General features: G+C 43.9%; 22 protein-coding genes. 8 read left to right on the top strand and 14 right to left on the bottom strand.

Going from position 1 to position 26,333, the window contains the following annotated elements; translation table 11 throughout:
* Positions 1-98: 98 nt before the first annotated feature.
* The 4 genes from cydD to BCT49_RS08520 all read left to right on the top strand — a co-directional run bounded on the left by cydD (position 99) and on the right by BCT49_RS08520 (position 5,018).
* A complete protein-coding gene (gene cydD, locus BCT49_RS08540) occupies positions 99-1,883 on the top strand; it encodes a heme ABC transporter permease/ATP-binding protein CydD (RefSeq protein ID WP_102434870.1) in 1,785 nt (594 codons plus the stop codon).
* Entirely contained in the window at positions 1,876-3,597 is a 1,722-nt protein-coding gene (gene cydC, locus BCT49_RS08535; RefSeq protein ID WP_102434869.1) for a heme ABC transporter ATP-binding protein/permease CydC, read from the top strand. The genes cydD and cydC overlap by 8 nt, the downstream gene beginning before the upstream one ends.
* A gap of 372 nt (positions 3,598-3,969) precedes the next feature.
* On the top strand, positions 3,970-4,545 hold the full coding sequence (locus tag BCT49_RS08525; RefSeq protein ID WP_102434867.1) for a nucleoside 2-deoxyribosyltransferase: 576 nt from the start codon (positions 3,970-3,972) through the stop codon (positions 4,543-4,545).
* A gap of 125 nt (positions 4,546-4,670) precedes the next feature.
* Entirely contained in the window at positions 4,671-5,018 is a 348-nt protein-coding gene (locus tag BCT49_RS08520; protein WP_102434866.1) for a hypothetical protein, read from the top strand.
* A 179-nt stretch (positions 5,019-5,197) separates the two neighbouring features.
* On the opposite strand, the gene BCT49_RS08515 is transcribed toward BCT49_RS08520, so the two are convergent.
* Positions 5,198-6,055 (bottom strand): EAL domain-containing protein, encoded by an 858-nt coding sequence (locus tag BCT49_RS08515; RefSeq protein WP_102434865.1) that lies wholly within the window; start codon positions 6,053-6,055, stop codon positions 5,198-5,200.
* Positions 6,056-6,064: 9 nt separating this feature from the next.
* Entirely contained in the window at positions 6,065-6,355 is a 291-nt protein-coding gene (locus tag BCT49_RS08510) for a hypothetical protein (RefSeq protein WP_102434864.1), read from the bottom strand.
* 259 nt (positions 6,356-6,614) lie between these two features.
* Between BCT49_RS08510 and BCT49_RS08505 the strand changes: the two genes are divergently transcribed.
* The 3 genes from BCT49_RS08505 (at position 6,615) to BCT49_RS08495 (ending at position 9,918) form a co-directional block, all read left to right on the top strand.
* Positions 6,615-7,511, top strand: a complete 897-nt coding sequence (locus tag BCT49_RS08505) for a winged helix-turn-helix domain-containing protein (RefSeq protein WP_102434863.1) — start codon at positions 6,615-6,617, stop codon at positions 7,509-7,511.
* A 180-nt stretch (positions 7,512-7,691) separates the two neighbouring features.
* Positions 7,692-8,309, top strand: a complete 618-nt coding sequence (locus BCT49_RS08500; protein ID WP_102434862.1) for a redoxin family protein — start codon at positions 7,692-7,694, stop codon at positions 8,307-8,309.
* 202 nt (positions 8,310-8,511) lie between these two features.
* The gene (locus BCT49_RS08495; RefSeq protein ID WP_102434861.1) at positions 8,512-9,918 is read left to right on the top strand and encodes a hypothetical protein; all 1,407 of its coding nucleotides are present in this window, start codon (positions 8,512-8,514) and stop codon (positions 9,916-9,918) included.
* Positions 9,919-10,002: 84 nt separating this feature from the next.
* On the opposite strand, the gene BCT49_RS08490 is transcribed toward BCT49_RS08495, so the two are convergent.
* The 9 genes from BCT49_RS08490 to BCT49_RS08450 all read right to left on the bottom strand — a co-directional run bounded on the left by BCT49_RS08490 (position 10,003) and on the right by BCT49_RS08450 (position 22,111).
* Positions 10,003-11,886, bottom strand: a complete 1,884-nt coding sequence (locus BCT49_RS08490; RefSeq protein WP_102434860.1) for a methyl-accepting chemotaxis protein — start codon at positions 11,884-11,886, stop codon at positions 10,003-10,005.
* 334 nt (positions 11,887-12,220) lie between these two features.
* A complete protein-coding gene (locus tag BCT49_RS08485; RefSeq protein ID WP_102434859.1) occupies positions 12,221-13,792 on the bottom strand; it encodes a BCCT family transporter in 1,572 nt (523 codons plus the stop codon).
* A gap of 270 nt (positions 13,793-14,062) precedes the next feature.
* Positions 14,063-15,661, bottom strand: coding sequence for a BCCT family transporter (locus tag BCT49_RS08480; protein ID WP_102434858.1), 1,599 nt, complete (start codon positions 15,659-15,661; stop codon positions 14,063-14,065).
* Positions 15,662-15,830: 169 nt separating this feature from the next.
* Entirely contained in the window at positions 15,831-16,469 is a 639-nt protein-coding gene (locus BCT49_RS08475; protein WP_102434857.1) for a response regulator transcription factor, read from the bottom strand.
* Complete coding sequence (locus BCT49_RS08470; protein ID WP_102434856.1) at positions 16,462-17,817, bottom strand: cache domain-containing protein; 1,356 nt, start codon at positions 17,815-17,817, stop codon at positions 16,462-16,464. The genes BCT49_RS08475 and BCT49_RS08470 overlap by 8 nt, the downstream gene beginning before the upstream one ends.
* 104 nt (positions 17,818-17,921) lie before the next feature.
* Positions 17,922-19,205, bottom strand: a complete 1,284-nt coding sequence (locus tag BCT49_RS08465; protein WP_017078694.1) for a TRAP transporter large permease — start codon at positions 19,203-19,205, stop codon at positions 17,922-17,924.
* Positions 19,206-19,214: 9 nt separating this feature from the next.
* Positions 19,215-19,772 carry a TRAP transporter small permease subunit gene (locus tag BCT49_RS08460; protein WP_102434855.1) on the bottom strand — a complete coding sequence of 186 codons (558 nt, stop codon included), beginning with the start codon at positions 19,770-19,772 and terminating at the stop codon, positions 19,215-19,217.
* A 265-nt stretch (positions 19,773-20,037) separates the two neighbouring features.
* Positions 20,038-21,132 carry a TRAP transporter substrate-binding protein gene (locus BCT49_RS08455; RefSeq protein WP_102434854.1) on the bottom strand — a complete coding sequence of 365 codons (1,095 nt, stop codon included), beginning with the start codon at positions 21,130-21,132 and terminating at the stop codon, positions 20,038-20,040.
* 586 nt (positions 21,133-21,718) lie between these two features.
* On the bottom strand, positions 21,719-22,111 hold the full coding sequence (locus tag BCT49_RS08450; RefSeq protein ID WP_102434853.1) for a MarR family transcriptional regulator: 393 nt from the start codon (positions 22,109-22,111) through the stop codon (positions 21,719-21,721).
* Positions 22,112-22,331: 220 nt separating this feature from the next.
* On the opposite strand from BCT49_RS08450, the gene BCT49_RS08445 reads away from it, so the two are divergent.
* A complete protein-coding gene (locus BCT49_RS08445; RefSeq protein WP_102434852.1) occupies positions 22,332-23,132 on the top strand; it encodes a DUF2982 domain-containing protein in 801 nt (266 codons plus the stop codon).
* Positions 23,133-23,255: 123 nt separating this feature from the next.
* Here the strand turns inward: BCT49_RS08445 and BCT49_RS08440 are convergent, their stop codons facing one another.
* The 3 genes from BCT49_RS08440 to BCT49_RS08430 form a co-directional block, all read right to left on the bottom strand.
* Complete coding sequence (locus BCT49_RS08440; RefSeq protein ID WP_102434851.1) at positions 23,256-23,909, bottom strand: MBL fold metallo-hydrolase; 654 nt, start codon at positions 23,907-23,909, stop codon at positions 23,256-23,258.
* Between the two features lie 99 nt (positions 23,910-24,008).
* Entirely contained in the window at positions 24,009-24,557 is a 549-nt protein-coding gene (locus tag BCT49_RS08435; RefSeq protein WP_004733385.1) for a YcbK family protein, read from the bottom strand.
* A gap of 200 nt (positions 24,558-24,757) precedes the next feature.
* Positions 24,758-26,296, bottom strand: coding sequence for a L,D-transpeptidase family protein (locus BCT49_RS08430; protein WP_102434850.1), 1,539 nt, complete (start codon positions 26,294-26,296; stop codon positions 24,758-24,760).
* Positions 26,297-26,333 lie beyond the last annotated feature (37 nt).

The raw sequence follows: 26,333 nt of genomic DNA, 5'->3' as shown, positions 1-26,333 counted from the left end.
TTTGTTGTAAATCCCTAGAGCCCAGTGGTATATCCACTGGGCTTTCTTTTGTATACTAGCCGCCCTCAACGAATAATAATTATCATTAAGCCTTCATAATGGATAAGAAAAAACAACGCAGCTTGAATAAGTGGCTTAAGCAACAGAGCAGTTTAGCGAAACGCTGGCTCATGATTGCGATTGGCCTTGGCGTACTCTCAAGCGTGTTTTTAATTGCTCAAGCAGCTCTTCTCGCCTCTATTCTTCACCAGCTGATCATCGAGAATGTCGATAAATCTGAACTGGTTGGTCATTTCGCTGGCTTGGCATTATCGGTCGTTGGCCGAGCTGGGTGTACATGGGGACGTGAAATCGCAGGCTATCGCTGCGGTGAACAGGTTCGTATTTACATCAGGCAGCTCATTCTCGATAAGTTACGAGAGCTTGGCCCTGCCTACATCAAAGGTAAACCTGCGGGTACTTGGGCAACCTTGTTGTTAGAGCAAGTAGAAGACATGCAAGACTTCTTCTCTCGCTACTTACCTCAGATGTCTCTCTCAGTGATGATTCCGTTTATCATTCTTGTGGTGGTGTTCCCAGTAAACTGGGCAGCAGGTTTGATCTTCTTGATTACCGCACCACTGGTACCGATGTTCATGGCACTTGTCGGCATGAAAGCCGCTGATGCCAACCGTAAAAACTTCAAAGCGCTGCAGCGTCTTTCTGGTCACTTTTACGATCGTCTTCAGTCTATGACAACCATTCGTCTATTCGACAGAACAAGCTCAGAAACAGAAGTATTGAAAGGTGCATCTGAAGTGTTCAGAACGCGTACTATGGATGTGTTGAAAATCGCTTTCTTGTCTTCTGCGGTTCTTGAATTCTTCACCTCTATCTCAATAGCAATGACGGCGGTTTACTTCGGCTTTACTTATATTGGTGAGCTGAACTTTGGTCATTACGGCGCAGGCATTACGCTATTCGCTGGTTTGTTCATTCTTATCTTAGCGCCAGAGTTTTACCAACCTCTACGTGACTTAGGTACTTTTTACCACGCGAAGCAACAAGCGGTTGGTGCAGCCGAAAGTATTGTCGAGTTCCTAGAAACAGACATCACTAAGGTTAAATCCGGTGACACTCAGCTCGATCCGGCTCAAGGCATAAATATTGAAGCTACCGACCTAAAAGTGTTAAGCCCTGAAGGTGTTCAATTGGTTGGTCCTATCTCGTTTGCACTGAACACTCGCCGATCGACTGCGTTAGTTGGCCCAAGTGGTGCGGGTAAAACAAGTTTGATCAATGCCATACTTGGTTTCATGCCTTATGAAGGAAGCTTGAAAATCAATGGTATTGAATTACGTGAACTCGATTTGGCTTCATGGCGCAAAACCATTAGCTGGGTTGGCCAAAACCCATTGCTACTGCACGGCAGCATTCGTGACAACGTCACCCTGGGTAAGCACGATATCGCTGACCAAGTTGTCGAGAATGCACTTGAGCAATCATTTGCTAGTGAATTTGTAAACGAGCACGGCTTGGATTACATGATTTCTGATCGCTCTGGCGGCCTGTCTGTTGGTCAATCTCAACGTTTGGCTTTAGCTCGTGCAATGATTCAAGACGGTCAGTTCTGGTTGTTAGATGAACCCACAGCCAGCCTAGATACTCGTAGCGAACAGTTAGTGATGAAAGGCATCAATAGCAACATTGAAAGCCGTACTGCCCTACTTGTGACGCACCAACTCGCACCTCTTAAATCAGTCGATAATATTCTGGTGATGCGCGATGGTGGTTTGGTTGAACAAGGTCATTACTCTCAGCTTTCGACTGCGGGTGGTTTGTTCGAAGAGATGCTGAACGCGAACTTAGCTCAACAAGATAATAAGGGTAATTTAGATGCGTGATTTACTGCCTTACCTGAAACTCTATAAAAAGCATTGGTTTGGCCTATCGCTAGGCATGCTATTGGCTTTTGCTACTTTGTCGGCTTCTATCGGCTTGTTAACGCTATCGGGTTGGTTCATTTCAGCTTCTGCGGTTGCTGGCCTTACGATTGCACGTGAAACCTTCAACTACATGCTACCGGGTGGCGGTGTACGTGGTTTGGCAATGAGTCGTACTGCGGGTCGTTGGGGTGAACGTGTTGTTAGCCACAATGCAACATTCAAACTATTAACCGATTTACGTATTTTCTTCTTCAAGAAACTGGCTCCGCTGATCCCAGGTCGTATTTCAAACCTTCGTGATGCTGACCTTCTCAACCGTTTGGTTGCTGATGTCGACGCGATGGATCACGTATACTTGCGCTTAGTAAGCCCTGTGACGGTTGGTGTGTTCGGGATTTTCTTCCTGACTCTGTTCTTGATGTGGTTCGATAGTTCACTTGGTTTGATCTTAGGTTCTATCCTGCTGATCATGCTAGTGGTTTGGCCGATCTTGTTCTACAAACTGGGCAAGCGTAACGGCGGTGAACTAACACAGAACAAAGCAGACCTTCGTGTGACTGCACTCGATTGGATTGAAGGCTACAGCGAACTGACTCTGTTTGGTGCTGAAGAGCGTTACCGCAATGCGATTCTAGAGACTCAACGAAAGCTGATGGCGAATCAGTTTGTGAACGCTAACCTAACCGGTATGGCGTCAGCAGCACTGATGCTTTTCAACGGTTTGACGCTTGTTCTTATGCTTTGGCTTGCCGCTGACGGCGTGGGTGGTAATGCACCAGACCCGTTCATCGCGCTAATGGCATTCGCAACTATGGCTAGTTTTGAACTGCTGATGCCTATCGCAGGCGCGTTCCAGCACTTAGGTCAAACCCTGTCTTCAGCACGTCGCTTGAATGAGGTTATTCTGTCGGAGCCTGAAGTTCAGTTTGCTGAAGAGAAACTCGACATCAGCAAGCCGTTGGATATTACGTTCTCAAACGTGACATTCAACTACCCTGACTCTGAGCGTAGTGTTCTGAACGCTGTTGACCTAACGATTCCTGCCACGAACAAGGTTGCGATTGTGGGTCAAACGGGTTCTGGTAAATCGACTCTGATTCAGCTTCTGACTCGCTACTGGGATCCTAAAAAGGGCTACATCTCTATCGCGGGCATTGAACTGACGCAGTGGAACGAATCACAGCTTCGTGAATCAATCAGTGTAGTAAGCCAACGTGTCGACATTCTAAATGGTACTTTGCGTGACAACTTGTTGATTGCAAGACCAGAAGCGACCGATGATCACTTAGCTAACATCCTAAAAGACGTTGGTCTAGAAAAGTTGCTTGAGAACAACGCACTTGATAGCTGGTTAGGTGACGGTGGTCGTCAACTGTCTGGAGGTGAGAAGCGCCGTATTGGTATCGCACGTGCCATTCTTCATGATGCCCCTATCCTGCTTCTCGATGAGCCAACAGAAGGCTTAGATAAGCAAACTGAGCAGAGCATCATGACGCTGTTCGAGAAGCACTTCGAAGGCAAGACGGTTATCTTCATCACTCACCGTTTGATTGGTCTAGAGTCGATGGATTCTATCGTTCTGATTGAACAAGGCGAGATTGTAGAAAATGGCTCTCACGAGAAGCTGTTAAACGAAGAAGGACGTTACTTCCAACTTCGCCAGGCAATCTAGTTAGCCCGCTTTCATCAGCACAGATAAGCAATTCAAAGCCCGAGTTTAGACTCGGGCTTTTTTGTGTCTCTCACTTTTGACTCTCCACTCCGCCCTTATCAACCTGAGCCTGTAACTGCGATCTGTAACCTGTAACCTATGACCTGTTAACCAGCATTTGTTATTGATATCGGGCTTAGTGCCAAAATCGACAATCAAAATCATAGGGTTAGGAAAAGTAACGAACATCTTCCCCATCTTTGAACCATAAATATAAAAACACATGAAAATCACACGTTATCAAACCGTGTACTTTTGGTTATTACTTAAACAACCCAATAGATAAAAATATCAACACAAACACCAGCACTGTTGCTAATCAGGAGTTAACCGTTGAAACGTATTTATCTAGCAGGACCAGAAGTATTTCTAAGTGATGCAGTCTCTATCGGAGACCAGAAGAAGAAGATTTGTGAAGCCTATGGGTTCGAGGGCATTTTCCCTCTCGACAACATTTTAGAGTTGAATGAACCTAGCCCGCAACAAAACGGTTTGAAGATCGGTCGCGCAAATGAAGAGTTGATTGAGAGCTGTGACGCAGTGATCGCCAATATGACGCCTTTCAGAGGTGCGAGTTGTGATGTGGGTACCGCGTATGAAATGGGGTTTGGCAAAGCACTAGGTAAGATTGTGCTAGCGTATACCAACAGTTCAGAGCTTTTCTTGAAACGAAACCTCGACCAACTGCCAAACGCAAAACAAGTCGACAACCAAACCTATGTCGATGGCATTGGTATGACGCTAGAGAACTTCGGTTTGATTGATAACCTGATGCTCGATAACGCGGTATCAGGATCAATAGAATTAGAAAACGTTGCGGTCGTTTATGATCAAACGGATGTGTATCGTAACTTGCGTGCGTTTATCCGTTGCCTCGAACAACTAAAAAGTGACGTTAAGGCAGCATAAACCGCAACCCAAGTAGACTGACTATGATTCTCCCGGCACCCTCGCAATGTTGGGAGACTTTCTATTAACGATAAGGTACTAACGCTAAAGTATTAGCGCTAAGCTATTAACACTAAGGAAGAAATATGAGTGAGACTTGCATGATGTCTCTTACGAGAGATGAAGTGGCGGAACGCAAAGACTATGATGCAATAAAGGCATCATTCGACGATTTATGGTCTTCAATTAACCAAAGCGAAGACGCAGCAGTTAGCATTTTTACCAGTGAAGGGACCTGCCTTTTTGTTGATAGAAAATGTCAGCTATACAGCATCAAACTCGGTGTTGATCAGAATGAAGATTATCTATCATGCAGGATGAATCAAGTCGGGATTAAAGAAGTAGAGAAGTTTCTCTATGCCTATTGCACGTACAGCAAAAGCCAATTGATCCAGTTAATCAAAGAACACAACGTAGAAAACCAAAAACGATAATCCTTCCCTCCAAAGACTTGCTATTCAAAATAACTCAAATAGTGCTCTACCCTATCGATTTCACAGGTTAAAAAGCTAACCTCCCACACGAGAGGTTAGTGAACTAAAAGAAAAGGCAGTTCAGTTAAGGGAAATCTAAAAATGGCTTATTTTTAAACGCAGCTCCGTCACTCTACGAGTTAAGCGCTTCTACTCGTAACTCTTGTTTTCTTACTCAGATAAGCATTAAGCCGAAACTTGTCATCGGGCTTTGTCTCACCTTGTTCTATCAGATTTACTGGGTATGGCTTAGGAAGGTCTAGGTAATAACCCTGATAATAATCAGCCCCATATCGACCCGCCGTTTGATAATTTTCGACATTTTCAATACCCTCAAAGATCACCTTGATCCCTTGCAGGCTAGTGATGGTGTTCAGCTCTTCAAGCAGGTTATTCTCTATTGATTCGCTCATACCAAATTCGAGCAACATTTCTCGGCTGACTTTAATGTAGTTGGGCTGCACTATCGCCATACGGCTATAACCAGACCAACCCGTGCCAAAGTCGTCTAACGCGAACGATATGCCAATACTCTTTAGGTATTCTGTGCCCTTATGTAAGCTTTCGATATCCGCTAACGGGCAGTAATCTTCTACAATTTCAACGACTATCTGATTGAGATCGACCTGCTCTTCTTCGATTAACGGAAGGTATAAATTGTTTAAGTCATGCCCGTGCGAGAAGTATTTAAAGAAGCAAGGTGTCACGTTGAGGAATAACTTGGTATCACGATCGTAGATGCTCGATTGTCTAAAATTTCTTAAATGCATGATGTTCAGAAAGAACTTAAACCTGAACTCTGATTTTTCACCAAAGCCCTCGAGTATTTTAAAGAACCTCTTGATGTTAACTTTTTCACCTTGCATCTCAATCCGGCAAAGCGCTTCATAGCCAAACACGGTCTGAGAGTCATCACTGATGGATTGAAATACACTGTGTACTTTGAATCCAAGTATGGTCATCTCATATCGATTGTTCTCTGAGCTCCACTCAAGCATAGGTGAGCCTCACTTGGTTTGGTTAGAACAGCACAGAGGCTGAATTGAATCCAATAAGATTACCTCTGCCTCTTCTAACTCCATATTCCTTGCAAATGTGAGCTCTTCAGACACCAGCTCCTTAATATGATCAGCTAAGATTTGGCGATCATCGGTTGAGATTTTTTTGCTCTGCAAATGGCATAGACGCACCAGTAAACCGACCACATCTAACCCTTTCGATTCCACGCAAGCGAGTTGTTTATACTCTTCAATGCTGCCTAGAATACGTGTAACACTTTCTTTAGAAACAACTTTCATTTCCACTCCCAAAAACAAACAACACGATTGATTATCCCTTTTTCTGTTGATGCTCTATCCGTGAATAAGTTTTTAATGTTACTTACGCCTACCTCAAACCACATCACTCAAAAATAATGAAAAACACACCAAATCTACATTCCACACATTTTTCAAACGAACTTGATTTTTGATGGCTAAAACTAGGAAAAAAAATAGAATCGGCAGCAAATAGGTTAAGCGCAATAACGACGACAATAATTAATTTTTGAGAAGTAGAATGAATAATGATAATTCACTTGTAATTAATGATGAGCTACATATAAACCTTAGCGATCGTTCAATAATGAATATTGAAAATAAAACCTTAATCAAATTAAGGCCAAAGCCTTTTCGGGTTTTACTTTACCTTCACACCCACAGTGGCCTTTGTATTAGCAAAGATGAGCTGTTTACTGAATGTTGGAATGGCGCAGTGGTATCCGACCAATCACTGACCAATACAATTAGCACACTAAGAAAAGCGCTGAGTACACTTGAAATAAAGAAGGTAAAACTCACCACAGTAAGTAAAGCTGGCTATCTACTTGAGAACGTCGTAATTGAAGAACTTATAAATACGGTGGTTCCTAGCGAGATGGATGCCGAACCTGTAGAAATTGAGGGGAAGGTTGGGGGCGAGGTTGAAGTTGAAGTTGAAGTTGAAGCAAAAGTAGAGGCGTTGCCGCCAATTAACGAGCAAGCGATAACTAAAGCCCCAACAAAAAGTAATGACAAGGTGGTTTACCTGAGAAAGGTAATGATGCTGTTATTGGCGATTACTTCCCTCTCACTAATCAGGGGTTGCTATAACACCAATAATATTAATAAGAACATGAATCAACGTTTAGTCTCTACCGAGAGTATTTCATACAACCTTGTTGATCATACGGGAATATTAGATCTTGATAACGTTGAAGGGATAATAAGATTTAACTCTTACAAAGACTGTAAAGCGCGCCATATTGATATCACAGTAACTAAAAATGATGATGACGTCTTCGAAACGGACTTCTCAATCATCTACAAAAATAAAGCTCATAATTACTTACACTCTTACAAAGTAAGAAATGACAATTCAGAAGTGAGAATAATACAGATCTCCAAGATACTCAGTTTATGTAAACTTTCTTTTTAACCAATAAGTCAATAGTGAGTCATCCATTGGTATTGGCACGTTAATTCGATTGTCATTAGCGTATTACATCAATTGGTGTAATTTTCGTTATCTATTTGTTTGAACAAAGCCTGAATAACTCAGATAGAGTTCGCTCCGCTTGGAAACTGAGCTTAATTAAACAAATTCAAGAGACTAAACATGAAAAAAACGCTAATCACGCTAGCTGCACTATTTCTTACAACGACCGTTAGCGCTGCGGACTACTTAACCACCAGCGATACCGCTCCGACAGGGAAAGACAATACGCTGACTTTATACTACGAGACGACTTTCAACCTTGTTGGCAACAGCCTATCTGTGGGTGACTACTTGCCTTCGTTTACATTGATGACGAACCAAAATCAGCCATACGACACCACGGCAAAAACAGAAAAAGTTCGTATCTTCAGCGTTTTAGCATCCGTTGATACACCAGTATGTGATCAACAGCTTCAAGATCTTTCTAACTTTGTAGAAGCGAACCCTGCATTAACAAGTAACATTGAATTCATTGGCTTAAGTGCAGATACAACGTTCGCACTTGACCGATTCAAGAAAGAAAAAGGCATTACCGACAAATTAACTTTGCTTTCAGATGCAAAAAACCACGCATTTGGATTTAAGTCAGGTACGCAAATCAACGAATTGGGCTTACTGGCTCGTAGTACTTTCGTTGTCGATAAAGACAACAAAATTGTTCATATTCAACGTGTTCCGGAGCTAACGATGATTCCAGATCTGAACAAGGCTGTTGAAGTCGCGAAAGAGTACTTCTAAACACTGACACGAAATGGGTTAGCTGCGGCTAGCCCATTTAAGTCTCACTCAAGAAAGACCTTCAAACTATCGATGGATGTAATCCATAACCAAAAAACCATTTGTAAGCATTATCAATATACAACTTACAAAAGCTTACTAAGAGCAAATACCATCTCTAGTAACATGTTGGCTTTATAGCTTGCAGATAACTTGGTTCCCTATGGTATACAAACTCATTATTCCAACTCTTGTTCTGACTACGATGCTTACTGCGTGCGGCGGCAGCGACAGCAATAACACGAGCGCATCAAAGAATGTAATCGATGCATCAAGCGCAAAATCCGTTGTTAGCTTAGGAAGTAATTACTCACTGCAATTCCGTGTTAAGTCGATTGCAACGGGTACAGATAAGAACGTGAACATTGATATTACCCAGTACGGTAATAATCTAAAATCGAGCGGCAGCTTCGCGCAAGTTCACGGCATTCCAAAGCGCAATTACAAGACTCAAAGCGATGCAGATATCACCTTCTCTGTGACGGCAACAAACTCAGCGGGGAAAACGTTCAACGTCGAAAATTTCAGTATTTACTACGAAAACTTTAACTCAACGAGCACACTGGAAAAGCTTGCTATTGCAGAAGTTGAAAACAATATAAACAACGTTGTTCGATGGAAACAGGCCGATACTGTCACTATCAACAAGCAATTCATTACCGATAGCACGGGCGTAAAATTTAATATCGATCAAATGAGACCGATGAACCTCTATGTTCGTGTGGGCAACACTTTAAGTAACGGCATTCAATTTGTTCCATCCTTTGCTCAAAGTGCGTCAGAGACGTTTGCACGTGTACCAACGAGTGACTGCGCTGTTATCATAAATACGACAGGTGATTTGCTCGCCAATGGCATCAAGCAACGCACATGCGTAGAAGCACACGGTTATAAGATCCCACTGTTGATTGAAGACCAGTCAAAAAATAACGGTGCAGCAAAAGTGGCTCACGTTAAGAACATCATGCAGTACTACTTGGATAGCTTCCCAACAGAAGTAACTAAGGCCATTTACGACAGTAAAGCGACCATGGGTTTCTTTTATGATGAAGATTGGTCTGACAGAGACGGAGGAGACTTCTTAGATGAGAATTACCGCTTCCAAGATCTGTTCGCGACTGAAACTACAGACACGACAAAAGGCGAGAACAAACCGGACTTAGCGACTCAGAGAGATGCTGCATTTGAAGAAATCATCCACTTTGTACACGATTACGGTGTTATGAATCTAGCGGTACAATCGTCTTCTTCGAAATGGGCAACGATGCAGAAAGAGTTAGATGAACTCAATGAAAAAGCGATTCTTGCGGGCTCTTACTTTCCAAACGGAAAAGACTCAACGATTGTCGAAGCAGATCTAGACGCAGAGTCATACGATCAAGAGTACCTAGCTTACTCTCTGTATGCTTACTACGACGTGAACTACAAAGGCTACCGCGCTCAGGAACTAAGTTCTGCGACATTCACAGAGCTGCAAGCTAACGACCCTGCGATGGTTAAATTTATGGAGCAGTACTTCCCTACTCGTGCAGCCCTTAAAGCTAAGTTCCCAGGCTACCCAAACAACTAGTTCGGTAGTTTAAGGCTCTAACGAGCAGGCACAAAAAAGCCGAATGTGATAATCACATTCGGCTTTTAAATTACCTGTTAGCGCTTACAGCTTGAAGCGGCTGATTTCGCTTTCTAGCTCGTGAGACAGTTCAGACAGTTGAGCGGCTTGCTCTGCTGCTTGGTGCGCTTCGTCAGCTAGCTCGTTAGATACGTCACGGATTCCTTCAGTGTTACGAGTAATCTCAGACGTTACTGACGCTTGCTCTTCTGCAGCAGAAGCGATCTGTGTTGCCATGTCGCTAATGCGTTCAACGGCAGCATGAATTTGCGTTAGGCTCGCGGCTGCTGAGTTAGCGTCATCAACACTGGTTTCAGCAAGCGTACGGCTATCGTTCATGATGTTAACCGCTTTGCCTGTTGTGCCTTGCAGCAATTCGATAGTCTGTTGAATTTCTTGCGTTGAACCGTGTGTACGTTGGCTCAGAACACGAACTTCATCCGCTACTACTGCGAAACCACGACCTTGCTCACCCGCACGTGCTGCTTCGATAGCGGCGTTAAGTGCAAGTAGGTTCGTTTGTTCAGCGATACCTTGAATGTTCGACAAGATAGCGTTGATGCTGTTGCCGTGCTCTTCAAGTTCTAGAATCACATTCGTTGCGATTTGAACTTCTTGAGCCAGATTTTGGATAGAGCTTTGAGTCTGTGTCACTTGACCAGTACCGTGCTCACACGCGCCAACCGCTTCAGATGAGTTCTGAGCTGTGTGGTCAGCGTTACCTGCGATTTCTTGTGTTGCTGCAGCCATTTCGTTAACGGCTGTTGCGACCATGTTTATTTCGTCTTGTTGCATCTGGATGCGAGCACTACGTTCTTCCGCTTGAGAAGCTGTTTGGCGCGCTTGGTTGCCCAATGCAGCAGACACTTCGCTTAGCTTGATCACCATGGTGTGCATGTTGCCCACGAAACGGTTGAAGTTTGTAGCAAGCTGACCAATCTCATCGTCGCTCTTAGGCTCAAGACGCTGAGTAAGATCACCTTCACCTGAAGCAATTTCTTCAAGTGCAGCAGAAACACGGTTTAGGTCGCGGAATAGGAAGCTCACTAACCAAGAAACCAATACGATCACGATAAGCGTAATCACAACAGCGGTCATGATTAGCTGAGTTAGCAGTGTCGAGTGGTTCGCTTCTTCAGTTGCTCGGTCCATTTGAACCGCGAAGATCCAGTTAGTATTAGGAACCTTCGTGAAGTAAAGCAGCTTCTCAGCGCCACGCTCTTTAATGATCTCGATGCTACCAGTACGCACTGCGTTCTCGATGATAGGCATAGAGATGTCGTTTGAAAGCTGGCTTACCGGCTTCAAGCTCAATGCTGAATCAGGGTGTGCTAGGAACGTGCCGTCAGAGGCATCAATTAGCATTGCGTTTGCATTGTCACCCACATCTAGGCTGATTACATCGTTAACCAATTGATCGATAAGTACGTCTGCACCCACAACACCAACAAGTTTGCCGTTATGGCGCACAGGTTCTGCAATTGTTACTAGCAGTGCTTTCGTGATCGCATCTTGGTAAGCCGTAGTAATGATTTGCTTACCTGCAGCGTTTGCTTCTTGGTACCAAGGACGTTGACGAGGATCGTAATCTGCGCGATTACGTTCAGGATGTGAACGGTACATTCCGCCTTCTGGAGTACCTAAAAAGATATCGTCAAAGCCACCCGCTACACGAGCTTGCTTAAGGAAAGGAACAACATCATCCTCTCGTGAAAAGTCATTAAATGCTGATGCGATATCCGTACGAATATCGATCCAGTTCTTAATACCTTCAGATGCTGCTTCTGATACGCTTTCAGCTCGTAGGTATACGCCATTACGAGTCTGTTCAAATAACTGGTTTGCTGATAACCAAGTCAACGCTGTAGCCATAACGACAACAGCAGATAGGCTAGCACCTATTAACTTCTGTTTTAGTGTTAGTTTCATGTCAAAGTTCACGAGTGGTGGGAAATCTCGCGCATACTACCCAATATCAGTATTAAATTCGAGCGATTTCACGATTTAATAATGGAATATATTTTTATGTAAACCATAGCCTTAGCTTATGCCAATTAGTTGTCATGCCGCCAAATTCAAGGCGCTACTAAGTATATGGTTATTAGGAAATATGTCAGCTCCAATACGGTAAAAAATGTATAGAAATAGGTATAAAATCTAGATAGAAAATAGATGCAAAAAAGGCAGGTGAGTTTCCTCACCTGCCTTCGTATTATTTAGCATTCGACCGCCTATAAATCGCGGTCGATTTAAGCTTCAGAAGTTAGCGTTTTTCTGTACGCATACCCATTAGCAAGCTCACACACATCAGTAATAGAATGATGGTGAACGGCAATGCTGTCGAGATAGCACCTGCTTGCAGAGCTTGTACTGCTTCTGTACCGCCAACCCACAATAGAGCCACAGCGATCGCACCTTCAAGGAACGCCCAGAACACACGTTGAGGTACTGGAGTATCAACTTTACCACCCGCGGTGATGCTGTCGATAACTAGAGAGCCTGAGTCAGACGATGTAATGAAGAATACTAGAACCAAGATAACCGCAATGATTGATAGCAGCGTACCGAACGGCAGAGCATCAAACATTTGGAACATCGCTAGTGATACATCAGTCAAACCATCTTGACCAAGGATACCCACGTTATTCACGATTTGGTCAATCGCCATACCACCAAATACTGACATCCAAATGATAGTAACAGTCGTTGGAACAATCAGAACCGCTGTGATGAACTCACGAACAGTACGACCTTTAGAAACACGCGCGATAAACATACCTACGAATGGTGACCATGAAATCCACCAAGCCCAGTAGAATACTGTCCAACCGTGCATCCACGTTTCATCTTCACGACCATGAGGGTTACTCAATGGAATGATATTTTCAACATACGCCATAAAGGTAGTTGGGATAGAACCTAAAGTCACCGCGTAGCCGATTAGAGCCACTAAGATAAGCAGTAGGAAAGCAACCAACATGTTGATGTTACTGATAACTTTAACACCGCCATCAATACCACGAAGTACTGATACCACCGCTAATAAAGTTACTACAGTAATAACAACAACTTGTAGCCCTAAGCCAGCCTCGATTCCGAAGACATGTTGGATACCACTTGCTGCTTGTTGCGCACCTAAGCCCAGCGACGTCGCCAAACCAAACAAAGTTGCAAGAACCGCTAGAATATCAACAATGTGACCAGCCCAACCCCACGCTCTATCACCCAAGATTGGGTAGAAAATAGAACGAATAGAAAGAGGCAAACCTTTATTGTAAGAGAAGAAAGCAAGTGACAGCGCTACAACACCATAAATAGCCCAAGGGTGTAGACCCCAGTGATACATGGTTGCACCCAATGCCAATTTTGCAGCTTCTGGTGTATTTGGTTCAACGCCTAACGGGGTTTCAAACCAACCCGTGAAGTAAGCAGCGGGTTCCACCACACTCCAGAACATAAGGCCGATACCCATACCTGCAGCAAACAACATCGATAGCCAAGACATGAATGAGTAATCTGCGGTTGCATCAACGCCACCAAGGCGGATTTTGCCGTATGGTGAAACAATCAGGCCTAAACAGAAAATAACAAAAATGTTACCAGACCAGATGAACAACCAATCAAACGAGTTGATGATTTGACCTTTAACACCATCAAGTGCTGCTTTTGCTGATGCGGTATCTGTAATCAGAACACCGATCAAAAACAAAGTAATTAGGCCTGCGCTAATACCAAATACAGGGTTATGAACATCAAAACCCCATTTTTGGACGTTATCTTGACCGACAGTGTAATCCGTACTGTCGATACTGTATTTATCTATACCTTTAGTCATTATCCCTCTCTACGGAATACTAATACGGTCTGTTGACCTCGTATCCCTTACTTACCTGCGACTTAATCACAAACTCGAACATACGATCCAAGTAGTACAAGCTGTTGTCACATAATTCAAATACTTGGATGTCTGAAGTTTAGCAGGTTAACTTATTGTTTTCAGTAAACCAGAATCGGTTCGATGAGTTTTCAAACAAAATTCACGTAATTACTCAAATTACTGACGAAAAAAAGGCCGACCCTGTCGACCTTTATTTGGAAAATACTTTTAGCTCAAAGCATTTTGATGCTTAACCAATTGATTTTCTGTTCGTAAACCTAACAATAAGCTTAGGCACATAAGCAATAATATGAATGCAAATGGCAACGCCATAGATACTGTTCCTGCTTGCAATGCTTGGATTGATTCCGTACCACCAACCCAAAGTAAAACTGCGGCAATCGCACCGCCCATCAACGCCCAAAATACACGTTGTGGCACAGGTGCATCTACTTTACCGCCAGAGGTAATGCTATCGATAACCAATGAGCCTGAGTCTGAAGAGGTGATGAAGAACACCATGATCAAGCCAATCGATACAACAGAAAGCACTGAACTCATTGGAAGCGCATCGTAAGTGTGGAACAGAGACAGTGTAATATCTTGCAGACCATTCACACCGATCTCACCGACCTTGTTTGCCACTTGGTCAATCGCAATGCCACCGAAAATCGCCATCCAGATAATAATTACTGACGTTGGGATGAATAATACCGCCACGATGAATTCGCGAATGGTACGTCCTTTAGAAATACGAGCGATGAACATGCCTACGAATGGTGACCAAGACATCCACCACGCCCAGTAGAATACCGTCCAACCTTGCATCCAAGTTTCATCATCACGACCATGAGGATTACTTAAAGGAATGAAGTTTTCGATATAACCCATCAATGCCGTTGGAATAGCTTTAATACCCGCCATGCCACCAGCGATGGTTACGAAGATAAGCAAGCCCAAAGCAACCAACATGTTGACGTTACTTAGAACCTTTACGCCGCCGTTAATGCCGCGAACCACTGACATGGTTGCTAAGAAAGTCACCACTGCGATAACAATCAACTGCATGCCAATACCACCATCGGTACCAAACACATGGTTAATACCACTGGTAGCTTGTTGTGCGCCTAGGCCAAGCGACGTTGCAAGACCAAATAGCGTTGCTAATACCGCGACGATATCAACGATATGTCCAAACCAACCCCAAGTTCTGTCCCCTAAAATTGGGTAGAAAATAGAACGAATAGAAAGTGGTAGGCCTTTATTGAATGTGAAAAAAGCAAGAGATAGAGCAACAACGGCGTAAATAGACCAACCGTGTAAACCCCAGTTATAGATAGTCGCGCCAAGCGCCAACTTAGCGGCTTCAGGAGAATAAGCTTCAACACCAAGTGGTGTTTCATACCAGCCGGTGAAGTAAGCCACTGGCTCAGCAACACCCCAGAACATCAAACCAATACCCATTCCTGCGGCGAATAACATCGACATCCAAGATAGGTTAGAGTGCTCTGCTTTGGCATCATTGCCACCAATACGTATCTTGCCATACGGGGAGACAATGAGGGCAAAACAGAAAATAACAAAGATGTTGGCTGCCCACATGAAGAAACCATCGAAGTTACCGATGACTTTCCATTTAATTCCATCAAGTGCTGATTTTGCGGTTTCAGGGTCAGCAACCAGAAGTGCAATTAGGAAGACGATGATCGCTCCTGCACTGATTCCAAATACTGGGTTATGAACGTCAAAACCCCATTTCTGAACGTTATCTTGTCCTACTGTATAATCGGTATTTTCAATACTATACCTATCTTTTACAGGCTCCATGCTTCCTCTCTAATTTGTAGCGCACAGTTTGCAACATTGCATTCGGCGCTTAAATTTCGAAAAGAAGAATATCAACCTGTCGCAAAAATACTAAAAAAACCTCCAAAAAGTAGGCATAAATGGCAAAGTTAGTAATTCAATTACACTTTTCATGTAATTTAGCGTAAGATCAGTCCACAAGCCCCAAATTGACAGCATACTTAGCTAATTCTGCAGTTGAGTGAATATCAAGCTTATGCTTAATGTTTTGTCTGTGTGTTTCTACCGTTCGGTAACTGATATTTAAACCCTTCGCGATCTCTTTACTGCTCTCCCCTTTTGCCACCAATTTCAACACCGCCTCTTCACGTCTGCTCAATGGATTCTTGACGGATTGCGTGGGAGTAATCGGTTGAGTAAACAAATTCTGTGTGACTTTTTCACAGAAATAGGTCGAGCCTTGATTGACCGTTTTGATCGCCTGCACCATTTTTTCAGCGGAAATCTCTTTCAACATATAGCCGACAGCACCCGACTGCATCACCTTCATAATGTATTCACGGTTGTTATGCATGGTCAGCATCAGCACCTTGGCATCAGGGTCTTCTTCTTTAATCAGGTGGGTTGCGTCAATGCCGTTCATGATAGGCATGCTAATATCCATCAACACCACATCGGGCCTTAAAGACTTAACAACCTCTACCGCTTCCAAACCATTACTGGCGGTTCCTATCACGCAAATATCTGGCTCGAGTTCCAATCTCGCCATAAAGCCATCCAGTACCACTTGGTGATCGTCAGCGATCACAACTCGAATAACTTCACTCATTCATTAATCCCTCTAGTGTCAGTAACACTGTAATTTCCGTTCCGAGGCCAATCTCACTCATCAGTTCAAAATCACCACCGATGAATTCCACTCGCTCTCTCATATTGCGCAGACCGATCCCTCGTTTTTCCATCGCTTTATAAGTGTTGAAACCGACACCGTTATCTTGGATCAGCAGTTGCAACACATTGCCGATTTGCTGCGCGATCACCGTCACTTTGGTCGCTTGTGCGTGTTTCTCTATATTGTTCAGTGACTCTTGCACCACTCGATACAAGGTCGTCGCCGCTTCTGATTTCAACTTGCCAGGTTGAGTGGTAAACAAAGTCTCCACTTCAATACCCGAGTGCGCCTGAAAATCTAACAACAACGAAGACAGCGCCGCTTCTAAGCCAATATCATCCAGTGAGCTTGGACGAAGTTGATGGGAGATGTGTCTCACCTCTTCAATCGCTCGCATCAGTGAATGCTGCGACTTATTCAAATGCGCTTTAAGGTCTTCATTTTGTAACTTATTACCAAGCAGTTCTAAGTGGCAACGACTTGATACTAATAATTGATTAATACCGTCATGCAGCTCTCGCGCTAAATGCTTCTTCTCGTCTTCTTGGAACATCACCGTTTTATGGGCGAGCTCTTTTAAGTTGTTATCCGCGATTCGATGCTCATGCATGTTAATGGCCAAGGTAAGTACGATAATAACCGCCACGGTCACACTCAAAATCACCACAATCGAAAAGAACGTGGTTTCAATATTCTTGTTGATCGCGGCCTGCATCGAAGCCACTTCTTGATGCACGTCTTCAATATACAAACCCGTGCCAATCATCCAATCCCAACGCTCCAACCAAGCGGCATAACTCAGCTTAGACACCACTTCTCCGGTCGACGGCTTTTGCCACAAATACTGGTGGAATCCTCCTCCGGTTTGCGCCTCTCTTAATAGCGCTTCTATCAGAAAGTCACCGTCTTCATCTTGCAGTTCAAGTAAGTTTTGGCCAACCAACTCTGGCTGGATTGGATGAACCAAATTGGTTCCGTGGCGATCGTACGCAAAAAAGTAACCATCAGAGCCATATCTAAGTTTAGACAATATGCTTCGGACTTCTGTTTTGGCTTGCTCTTCTTTGATGTCGGGGTCGTTGTAGATATGTTCGATCGCATCGAATGCGAGGTCGACGGTGTCTTTGAGGGCGTTTTCACGCGACTTGATTAAGCTGTCTCTGAAGATCTCGACCTCTTTCGCACCCAACGTCTTGGTCTGGTGTAACGAGATCCAACTTATGCTCGCCGTTACTAGCAGCAACGGGAGTAACGTCAGCAAAATCAGCTTAGCTTTTAGAGGCATTCCTTACCCTCACAAAAAACGGCTTACTGAACATCAATAAGCCGTTTTACTTTATCAATTTATAGATAGCCGTTGAAACATATCATTCACATTCTAGGCTTCACTCACATTCCATAGAAAGATGGGAAAGCGAGAAGTGATCCAAGTACGAGGATTTGAATCAGAATGAACGGCATCACGCCTCGGTAGATGTCCTTAGTGGTGACGCCTTTCGGTGCAACCCCTTTCAAATAGAACAAACTGAAGCCAAATGGCGGTGTTAAGAATGAGGTTTGTAGGTTCATTGCGATAAGGATAGCGAACCAAGTCATGTTGATGCCCATCAATTCAGCCACTGGCGCAATGATCGGCACGATGATGAAACAGATCTCTACGAAATCGATGAAGAAACCCAGAATCAAAATAACCAACATGGTAATGATCAGGAAGCCCCACTTTTCACCTGGCAGTTGCAACATCCACTCTTCAACAAGGTAATCACCCCCCGTGTAAGTAAACGCCATCGAGAATGCCGTCGCACCAAGCAAGATAGCAAAGACCATCGCGGTCACTTTAACTGTCTCTTTCGACGCAGCAAACACCATCGACCAACTAAATTGACCGTATAACAGCGCAAGTACCAATGCACCAGCACCGCCTAACGCTGCCGATTCTGTTGGCGTAGCGACACCCGCAAAGATAGAGCCCAGTACAACAATGATCAGCGCTAATGGTGGAAGAATCGCTTTAAGCGCATTAAACACTTCTTGCTTACGGCTAATAGAGTCATCACGCTCAATAGGTTGAGCCGATTCAGGGTTGAGCTTTGCGTATATCAAGATATAAACAATGTAAGCACCCACTAGCATCACGCCCGGCCAAATTGCCGCTTGGAACAAGTCCCCAACCGGTACACCCAATACATCACCCAATAAAATCAAGACGATGGATGGCGGAATGATTTGCCCTAACGTACCAGACGCACAAATGGTGCCGCAGGCTAAGCCTTTGTCGTAGTTGTACTTGAGCATCACGGGCAGAGAGATAAGTCCCATTGCCACTACTGAAGCACCAACTACACCCGTTGATGCGGCAAGTAGTGAGCCCACCAGCACAGTCGAGATAGCAATACCACCTCGAACACCACCAAACAATCGCCCCATTGACTCAAGCAACTGCTCAGCAAGCTTGGTCTTTTGTAGAACAAGCCCCATGAAAACGAACAATGGAACGGCCATCAGCACCGTATTTTCCATGATCGATTGGATTCGATATGGCATGAAGGCAAACATTTCGATGCCTTCAGCCCAAACACCAAAGATTAACGCGATACCACCAAAGGTGAACGCAACCGGGAAGCCAAGTAAAAGTGCAAACAAGGCTACGAAAAACATTACTATTCCAATCATGTTCAGCCTCTACTTATTCTTTGTATGATTATTGCTTGCGTGGATGAGATGGGGATTAAAAATCTTGTTGAGCGAATGCAGGATCAAACCGACTCCGCTGAGTGCCATTAAGAAAAATGAAAGTGGGATCATCGCTTTAATGATCCATCGGTAAGGAAGGCCTCCGGGATCGCCCGACGTTTCACCGAGGTTATAACTTTCTTTCGCAACATCGATTCCAAACCAAGCAACCAGCAAACAGAAAGGAAGCAGGAAGACAACGGTGCCGATTAGGTCAATAATCGCTTGTGCCTTGAAGCTGAGTTGTTCGTAGAAAACATCAACTCGTACGTGGCCACCGGCTTTGATGGCATAAGGAACACCTAACAAGAATACAGCTGAGAAAAGGTGCCATTCCATCTCTTGGAAGGCGATAGACACATCGTTAAAGGCGTATCGCATCACAACGTCATACACAACGTTAGCAACAAGAAGGATAAACAACATACTGGAAAGCCATCCCAGTGCATCACCAATACGATTAAATAGGCGTTCAATATAAATTAGACTTCGCATTCCCGACTCCATGGAATTTGAAAAGACATCGCGTATTAGAGTTAGTGCAGCTACAACGAGTAGCGCTAACAAGATGCACGACGTAGAAAGGGTTCTTGGGCGTATTACAGGATTTATCCTGCTTAATTATTATGGTTAAAATGAACCCGCCGCTTAGCTGCTTAGCTGCTTAGCTGCTTAGCTGCTTATCTGCTTAGATACTTAAGCCCTTAGGCACAAGTGATATAACAGTGCATCTGCTTTGGGTTCATTTAACTTTTAGGTCAATCGCTGTCGACTATTTCGCTTGGCTATTTAAATAAGCTCTGTGTGAAATATCCGTCCATGAGCGCACTTGCTCTAGGTAGCTTGCTTGTGAAGCTTGAATCTCTTTTGCTAGCTCATCTTTCTCAGCATGTGTAGCAAGTAGGCGATCGTTCGCTTCTTTCAGTGCAGACATAACCTCTGGCGGGAAATCTTTCACTTGTACATCTGGGTACTCTGTCTTCATTGAAACCCAGTTCTTACCACTTTCGTGCGTTGCTTGTGTGTACATGTCGTAAGCTGCTGTACGCATTGCAACACGCAGGATTTCTTGTAGGTCTTCAGGTAGCTTGTTCCAAGTGCGTTTGTTCACTAGGAATTGAAGCTCTGAACCCGGCTCATGCCAACCTGTGTAGTAGTAAGGCGCAATCTTGTGGAAGCCCATTCGTAAATCAAGTGATGGGCCTACCCACTCTAGTGCATCTATCGTGCGACGCTCTAAAGACGTGTAAAGCTCACCAGGGGCAATATTGGTAGGTTTAGCGCCTAGCTCAGCCAGAATCTCACCAGCAAAGCCTGGGATTCGCATTTTCAGACCTTGTAGGTCTTCCACGCTGTTGATCTCTTTTTGAAACCAACCGCCCATCTGGATATCCGTGTTACCACCTGGGAACGACATCAAGTTATGTGGAGAGTAAACCTGCTCCATCAACTCCATACCACCACCGTGATAGAACCACGCGTATTGTTCTGCAGGCGTCATACCGAAAGGCATAGAAGTGAAGTAAAGAGTGTTTGGAACTTTACCTTTCCAGTAATAAGAGCCTGAGTGACCCATGTCGTATTGACCAGACTTAACCATGTCAAAAACGCCAAGCGGTGCTTTGTGTTTGTTCGCTGAATCGATTCTGATTTGCAGTCGACCATTCGACATTTTCTCAGCCATCGCAGCCATGTTCTTCGTCGCGTCACCGAATACAGGGAAGTTTGGTCCCCATGTTTCAGCAAGCTTCAAGCGATAAACCTTATCAGCAGCAGTTGCACCGGTAGCGACCAAAGCTAAACAAGCCGCTGCAGTTACCGCAACGTTTTTAAAAACTCGTGTGAGGGAGTTAGAAATGAGACTCATGTTCACGTCCTTTTGTTGGGTTAACACTCTTTCTTTGAGTGTTTTTTATGATTCAACATAAGAGTGCACCTTGATGAGGCAACTAGATATCAGGGAGAGCACGCACGACGGGCCCACACAAACTGCGTATTAGACCAAAGGATTACGTAGAACTACGTAGGAGATCATTAAGTAATGTCGATTTTAAAGGACTCACCTTATTCACTAGAGAAATGCTTATTGATAAATACCTAAGTATTAATAATTAAACACCGTTAACAATTGATTGCCATTTCGTGATAAAGCCCTATTCCCACCACACATCAGATATGCACACGAGCGCATTTAATCCATAAGAATCAAGGTTTCAGAGAATCAGACGCCCTACTTTGGTGCTTACTGATTCGAAACATGGGACACGCGAAACACAGATGAATAACGGAAGGGGTCAGCCGATTGGAAATGAAGCTTCTGGGGCTAGGCGTGAATGTTAGGTTTGAATATGAGTATGGGATTGGGATTGGGATTGGGATTATCCGTCAGATACAAAAAAGCCTCGATAATCGAGGCTTAAAAACTTTAACGAAGCGAGTGTAATCCCGAGGGATTAGATAGCTTTGTAGATAACCTTGTTACCTGCAAGTTGCTCTTTCGCTACTAGGTTTTCTTCAAGAAGTTTTTTCAATGCGCCTGTTGCCCATGAAGCTGCTTTCGCGTCTTCTTGACCAGCTGTGAGGCCGATACCTTTAGGGTTAATGCCTTCAGCATTGCTAACAACGATGTCTAGAACTTGTTGTTGCTTAGGAGTCAGTGCTACTGCAACTTCTTTCGTTGCTGCTACTGCTTTCTCTACCGCTGGTTTTGCTGCTACAGTTTTTTCTGCTACAACTTTCTCTGCGACAGGCTTCGCTTTTTTCGGCGTTGCCACTGCTTTAACTACAGCCGCTTTAGTGCGTTTCTGCAGTTTAGCCTGCACCTTACGCTTATGAGCAAGTCTCATTGAATATTTCTCCAGTTCACTGCTCTTTTCGCAGTGGTGAAAATTTGAAGCGCGATTTATACCAAAAAACGGGAGCTATTTGTAGAGTGAAGCGTCGAAAGTCGACGAAAAATACCGATATTGTCTACCACCGTCTATTATTTAAACATAGACTTATCAATTTAGGGTCATATACACTGGTTATCCATCCAGACAAAAATATGAAAACTTGGTGTTGCCTATGGACACTCGTCACCTTACAAATTTCTCTTTGCCTGCATTTACGCAATCATATCGAATTATCGCCATCATTTTAGGTTTCGCTTGTCTAATCATGGCGTTATACATTGATAACTCAAAACTGCTGATCGTGGGTGCATTTTGCATTAGCGCACTTTTAGGCACGGGCTATTATTTAATGCTTCGTAGCAGAGTGATGTTCACGCTCACCCCCACTCACTTTCAACAGCATTTTTATAAAGGTGGATGGGTTTTAAAGTGGAGTAATATTGAAAAAATTGGCATGTGTACCTACGAACAAGAAGGGTGGCATCAACCTCTCCCTTGGGTCGGTATTAAAATGAAAGATTACTCGCCCTACCTCGACTCTATTTGCCCAAAAATAACCTGCGAATTATTGCTGAGCCAACGTGCGCTTTTGTACTTGGGAGCGAAACAAGCGGGTAAAGAGTCGAACTTTGAAGACATGGTTTTAGACTCATCGCACTACCACACGCGTTGTACCGAAAACGGCTGTGTTGAATTGAGCCAATATAAAGACTCAGAGAATATCGACGACGATAACGTCAGTGATTACCAGCCACAGACTGCCCTTGATTCAACTAATGAATCAAACACTCAAAACGCGTTGATTAAAGACTATTCAGGATTACAGGCGATGCTTGCGAACAGGATGAAATATCAAAGAGGGTTTCACGGCTACGATATTTTCATATCAACCCATGATCTGAATATCAGTGGAGAGGAGTTTATTGGACTAGCTCGACGCTACTTGGCGGCTGCCGAGCGCTTTTCTGATTAAAAACAGACAAGTTTAGAAATAAACTCGCACGCTAATCCACGATGAACCATAAAAAAAGCTTAACTTTCATAAGAAAAGCTAAGCTTCATTTTCAATCGTTCTTATATTAAATCAGAGACTTAATTAATAAAGAGGCATTTCATCCGCTACGAATGGGTTTGATGCGCGCTCACGGCCAAATGTAGACTCAGGACCATGACCCGGTACGAATGTCACGTCACTGCCTAGCGGCCAAAGCTTAGTCTTGATTGAAGCAATCAGTGTGTTGAAGTCGCCTTGTGGGAAATCCGTACGACCAATAGCACCGTTAAATAAAACGTCGCCAACAAACGCCATGCGCGCTTGCTCGCTGAATAACACGACGTGACCCTGTGTATGACCCGGTGTATGAATCACATCAATCACTTGGTTACCAAAAGTAACTTTGTCGCCCTCTTCTAACCATGTGTTTGGTTCAAAAGCTTTGCACAGTGGGAAACCAAACATCTGACTTTGATTCTCTAAACCTTGAAGCCAAAAGTTGTCTGCCTTATGTGGGCCAACAATGTTCACGTTCAAGATCTCAGCAAGTGGTACTGTTCCGCCCACATGATCTAAGTGACCGTGAGTCAATACCAAGTTCACCACTTTAACACCTAACTCTTCGATGATAGCAGCCAGTTGCTGAACATCACCGCCCGGATCGACAACAATGCCTTCCATTGTCTCATCACACCACACAATTGAGCAGTTTTGAGAGAAAGAGGTAACAGGAACAACTTGATACTTAAGAGACATATACAAACCTTAGAGGGCAAACTGAAATTTGGGCAAACTATGACATTGGATGTCTACTTTGACAAGTACCTAGCATTCGCTCGCAAATTCAGCTTAACGCTACCAACTGCGTACAGGACCAGTATCAATATGGATAAAGTTGCTACGCGCATAATAACCGACACCACCCGCATTCAGGCTTTTGGCTACGTCTCTTAATTCTTTTAGGTTGACGCCATCAATACGGAAATCGATCGCTTTACCCAACATGTGGTAGCTCTTCTTGGCTACACCACTCGACTTAGAACGCAATGCTTCATTGGTCGCTGGAGAACGGTAACCAGAAATGATTTGAACTTCTTTTTGAATACCCAGAACATTTTGAATCTGTGTGATCTGATCAAACAGGTTCTTGTCCATCGGATGAATTTCGTTGCGGCGGAAATCACGGCACAATTTGCTTAAACGAGCCATTTCATCACCAACATAGTTAGTGCCATCGAAATAACAGGTCTCTAATCGTTCACCAGTGTGAAGATTGTTCATGCTAATCGTTCTTGGTTGATCAGGGTATGAAGCAAAAGCGATAGAAGGAGTGATTGAGGCGACAACAGCGGTACCACCAGCGTAAGTCAGAAACTGACGGCGTGAAAATAAACTTTGAGACATACAGCAAAAAAACCAATTAGATCGAACGAAAAATGCACGATACATAATGGAAATTGCTGCGTCAACGTACAAAAAGCCGCCCAAAAGGTTAGTATTTGTAACCTTTGCACGGTTAGTTATTGATCCACATTATAATTTTATCAATAGAAGCTTCGTTGTCATTTTTTGGTCAAGATCACCCTTATTGGCTTCACTGATAATTAACCACCCTCTTTATCATATTGGTAGATGTCACCTCGATACTGAATGCCCCCTTCTTCAAACAACACGGTTTGATAGATGATATGCACGGGGATTCGCTTCTTGAGGCGAACCTTAGTATTAGGAGCAAGGTCATCATTCTGGTTCGGTACTTTCCTTACCTTGGTGGCAAACAACAACTCAGCCAATTCCTCTGCATGTTCGACACGTATGCAACCGGAGCTATAAGCGCGGAAGTCGTCATTAAACAGGCCTTTACTTGGTGTATCGTGCAAGTAGATAGCTCGCTTGTTAGGAGTGTTGAACTTGTACAAACCTAATGCATTGCGCGAGCCTGCCTGCTGACGCATTCGATATGGGAAAGAATTGAAATTAATGGTCTGCCAATCGATCTCTGTGGTATCGACTGTTTCCATAGTGCGCCAACCGTCAATCACTTGGAAGTTGTGTGTTTCTAGGTAGCTTTCGTCTGCTTTTACCTTAGGCAGGATGTCTTTGACCATGATTTTCCACGGCACATTCCAAGTCGGGTTTAGTATGACTGAATCTAGGTTTATCTCTAAAAGCGGTGTTTTTCGCGACTTTCTGCCCACGACAACTTTGGACTCAAAAACCTCTTCACCATCTTCCCAATACTTCATATCAAAGCTAGGTACGTTAACGACAATGAGTGAGTCTCTGTCTCGTGGCCACAAACGCACGCGTTCCGCATTCAAAGCCAATGACGTCAATCGATCATCAAAGCTCATGTTGATCCATTTGATCGTGTCTGGCCCAACGATCCCATCGTCTGTAAGGCCGTGCATGCGCTGAAATGATTTAATCGCCGTTTGCAGATCTCGACCGAACTCGGGAAAATCGACGGCGATCATCGAGGTATCAACGCCGACTAAAGCAATACGCTCAACAAGAATGGCTTTGTCTGAAAGCTGATCACCTAATCGCTTCAAACCTTTCTGTCTATAGCGTTCGATATTGAGTTCAGAGGCGGTTTCTAACACCGAATAGGTTGCTTTGAATTGGTCAAAATCCCCAACAGGCGGCGCGTAAGACAGCACCATCTCCAATAAGTAATCATTGGCGACGCTGCTTTTTAATCTCATTAGAATATGCGGAGAAGGCGCGGGTAACTTGGAACGCAGTTTGCCCGAGAAGTACCACTCCTTACCGGCAAGTGGCGCATTTTCAACGTAGCTAAGGTAGTAGATAAAAGTATCGGTTAATAAGATGTCTAACTCTTGCCATTGAGCATGGGATTGATAGTGACGGATTTGCTTGAGTTGTCGTTCGAAGAGCGGTGCCATTTGCGCTTGTTCTAAAAGCGACAATTGGAATTCAAACGCTTTAACAAGTTCAGGGGAATCCCACAGAATAGGCAGAGAAGAGTCTTGATAAATACTCTGGGTGAGCTCTGGATAAATCAGCATAAATGAGAGTTCTGAATCAGCCGGAATAAATCGGCTCTCGTCAGAACTCGTATAGCTCCATGCATGCACAGACACTAACACCAATAATCCACAGAAGTATTTCGCTAACATGCTTAACCCCATCACCAATCATCTCATAAGTATGGCA

It is taken from the genome of Vibrio lentus, from assembly GCF_002875945.1.
Lineage (GTDB): Bacteria > Pseudomonadota > Gammaproteobacteria > Enterobacterales > Vibrionaceae > Vibrio > Vibrio apostichopi.
Note: the sequence above shows the minus strand (reverse complement) of the source record. Positions and strands in the feature narration are given on the sequence as shown.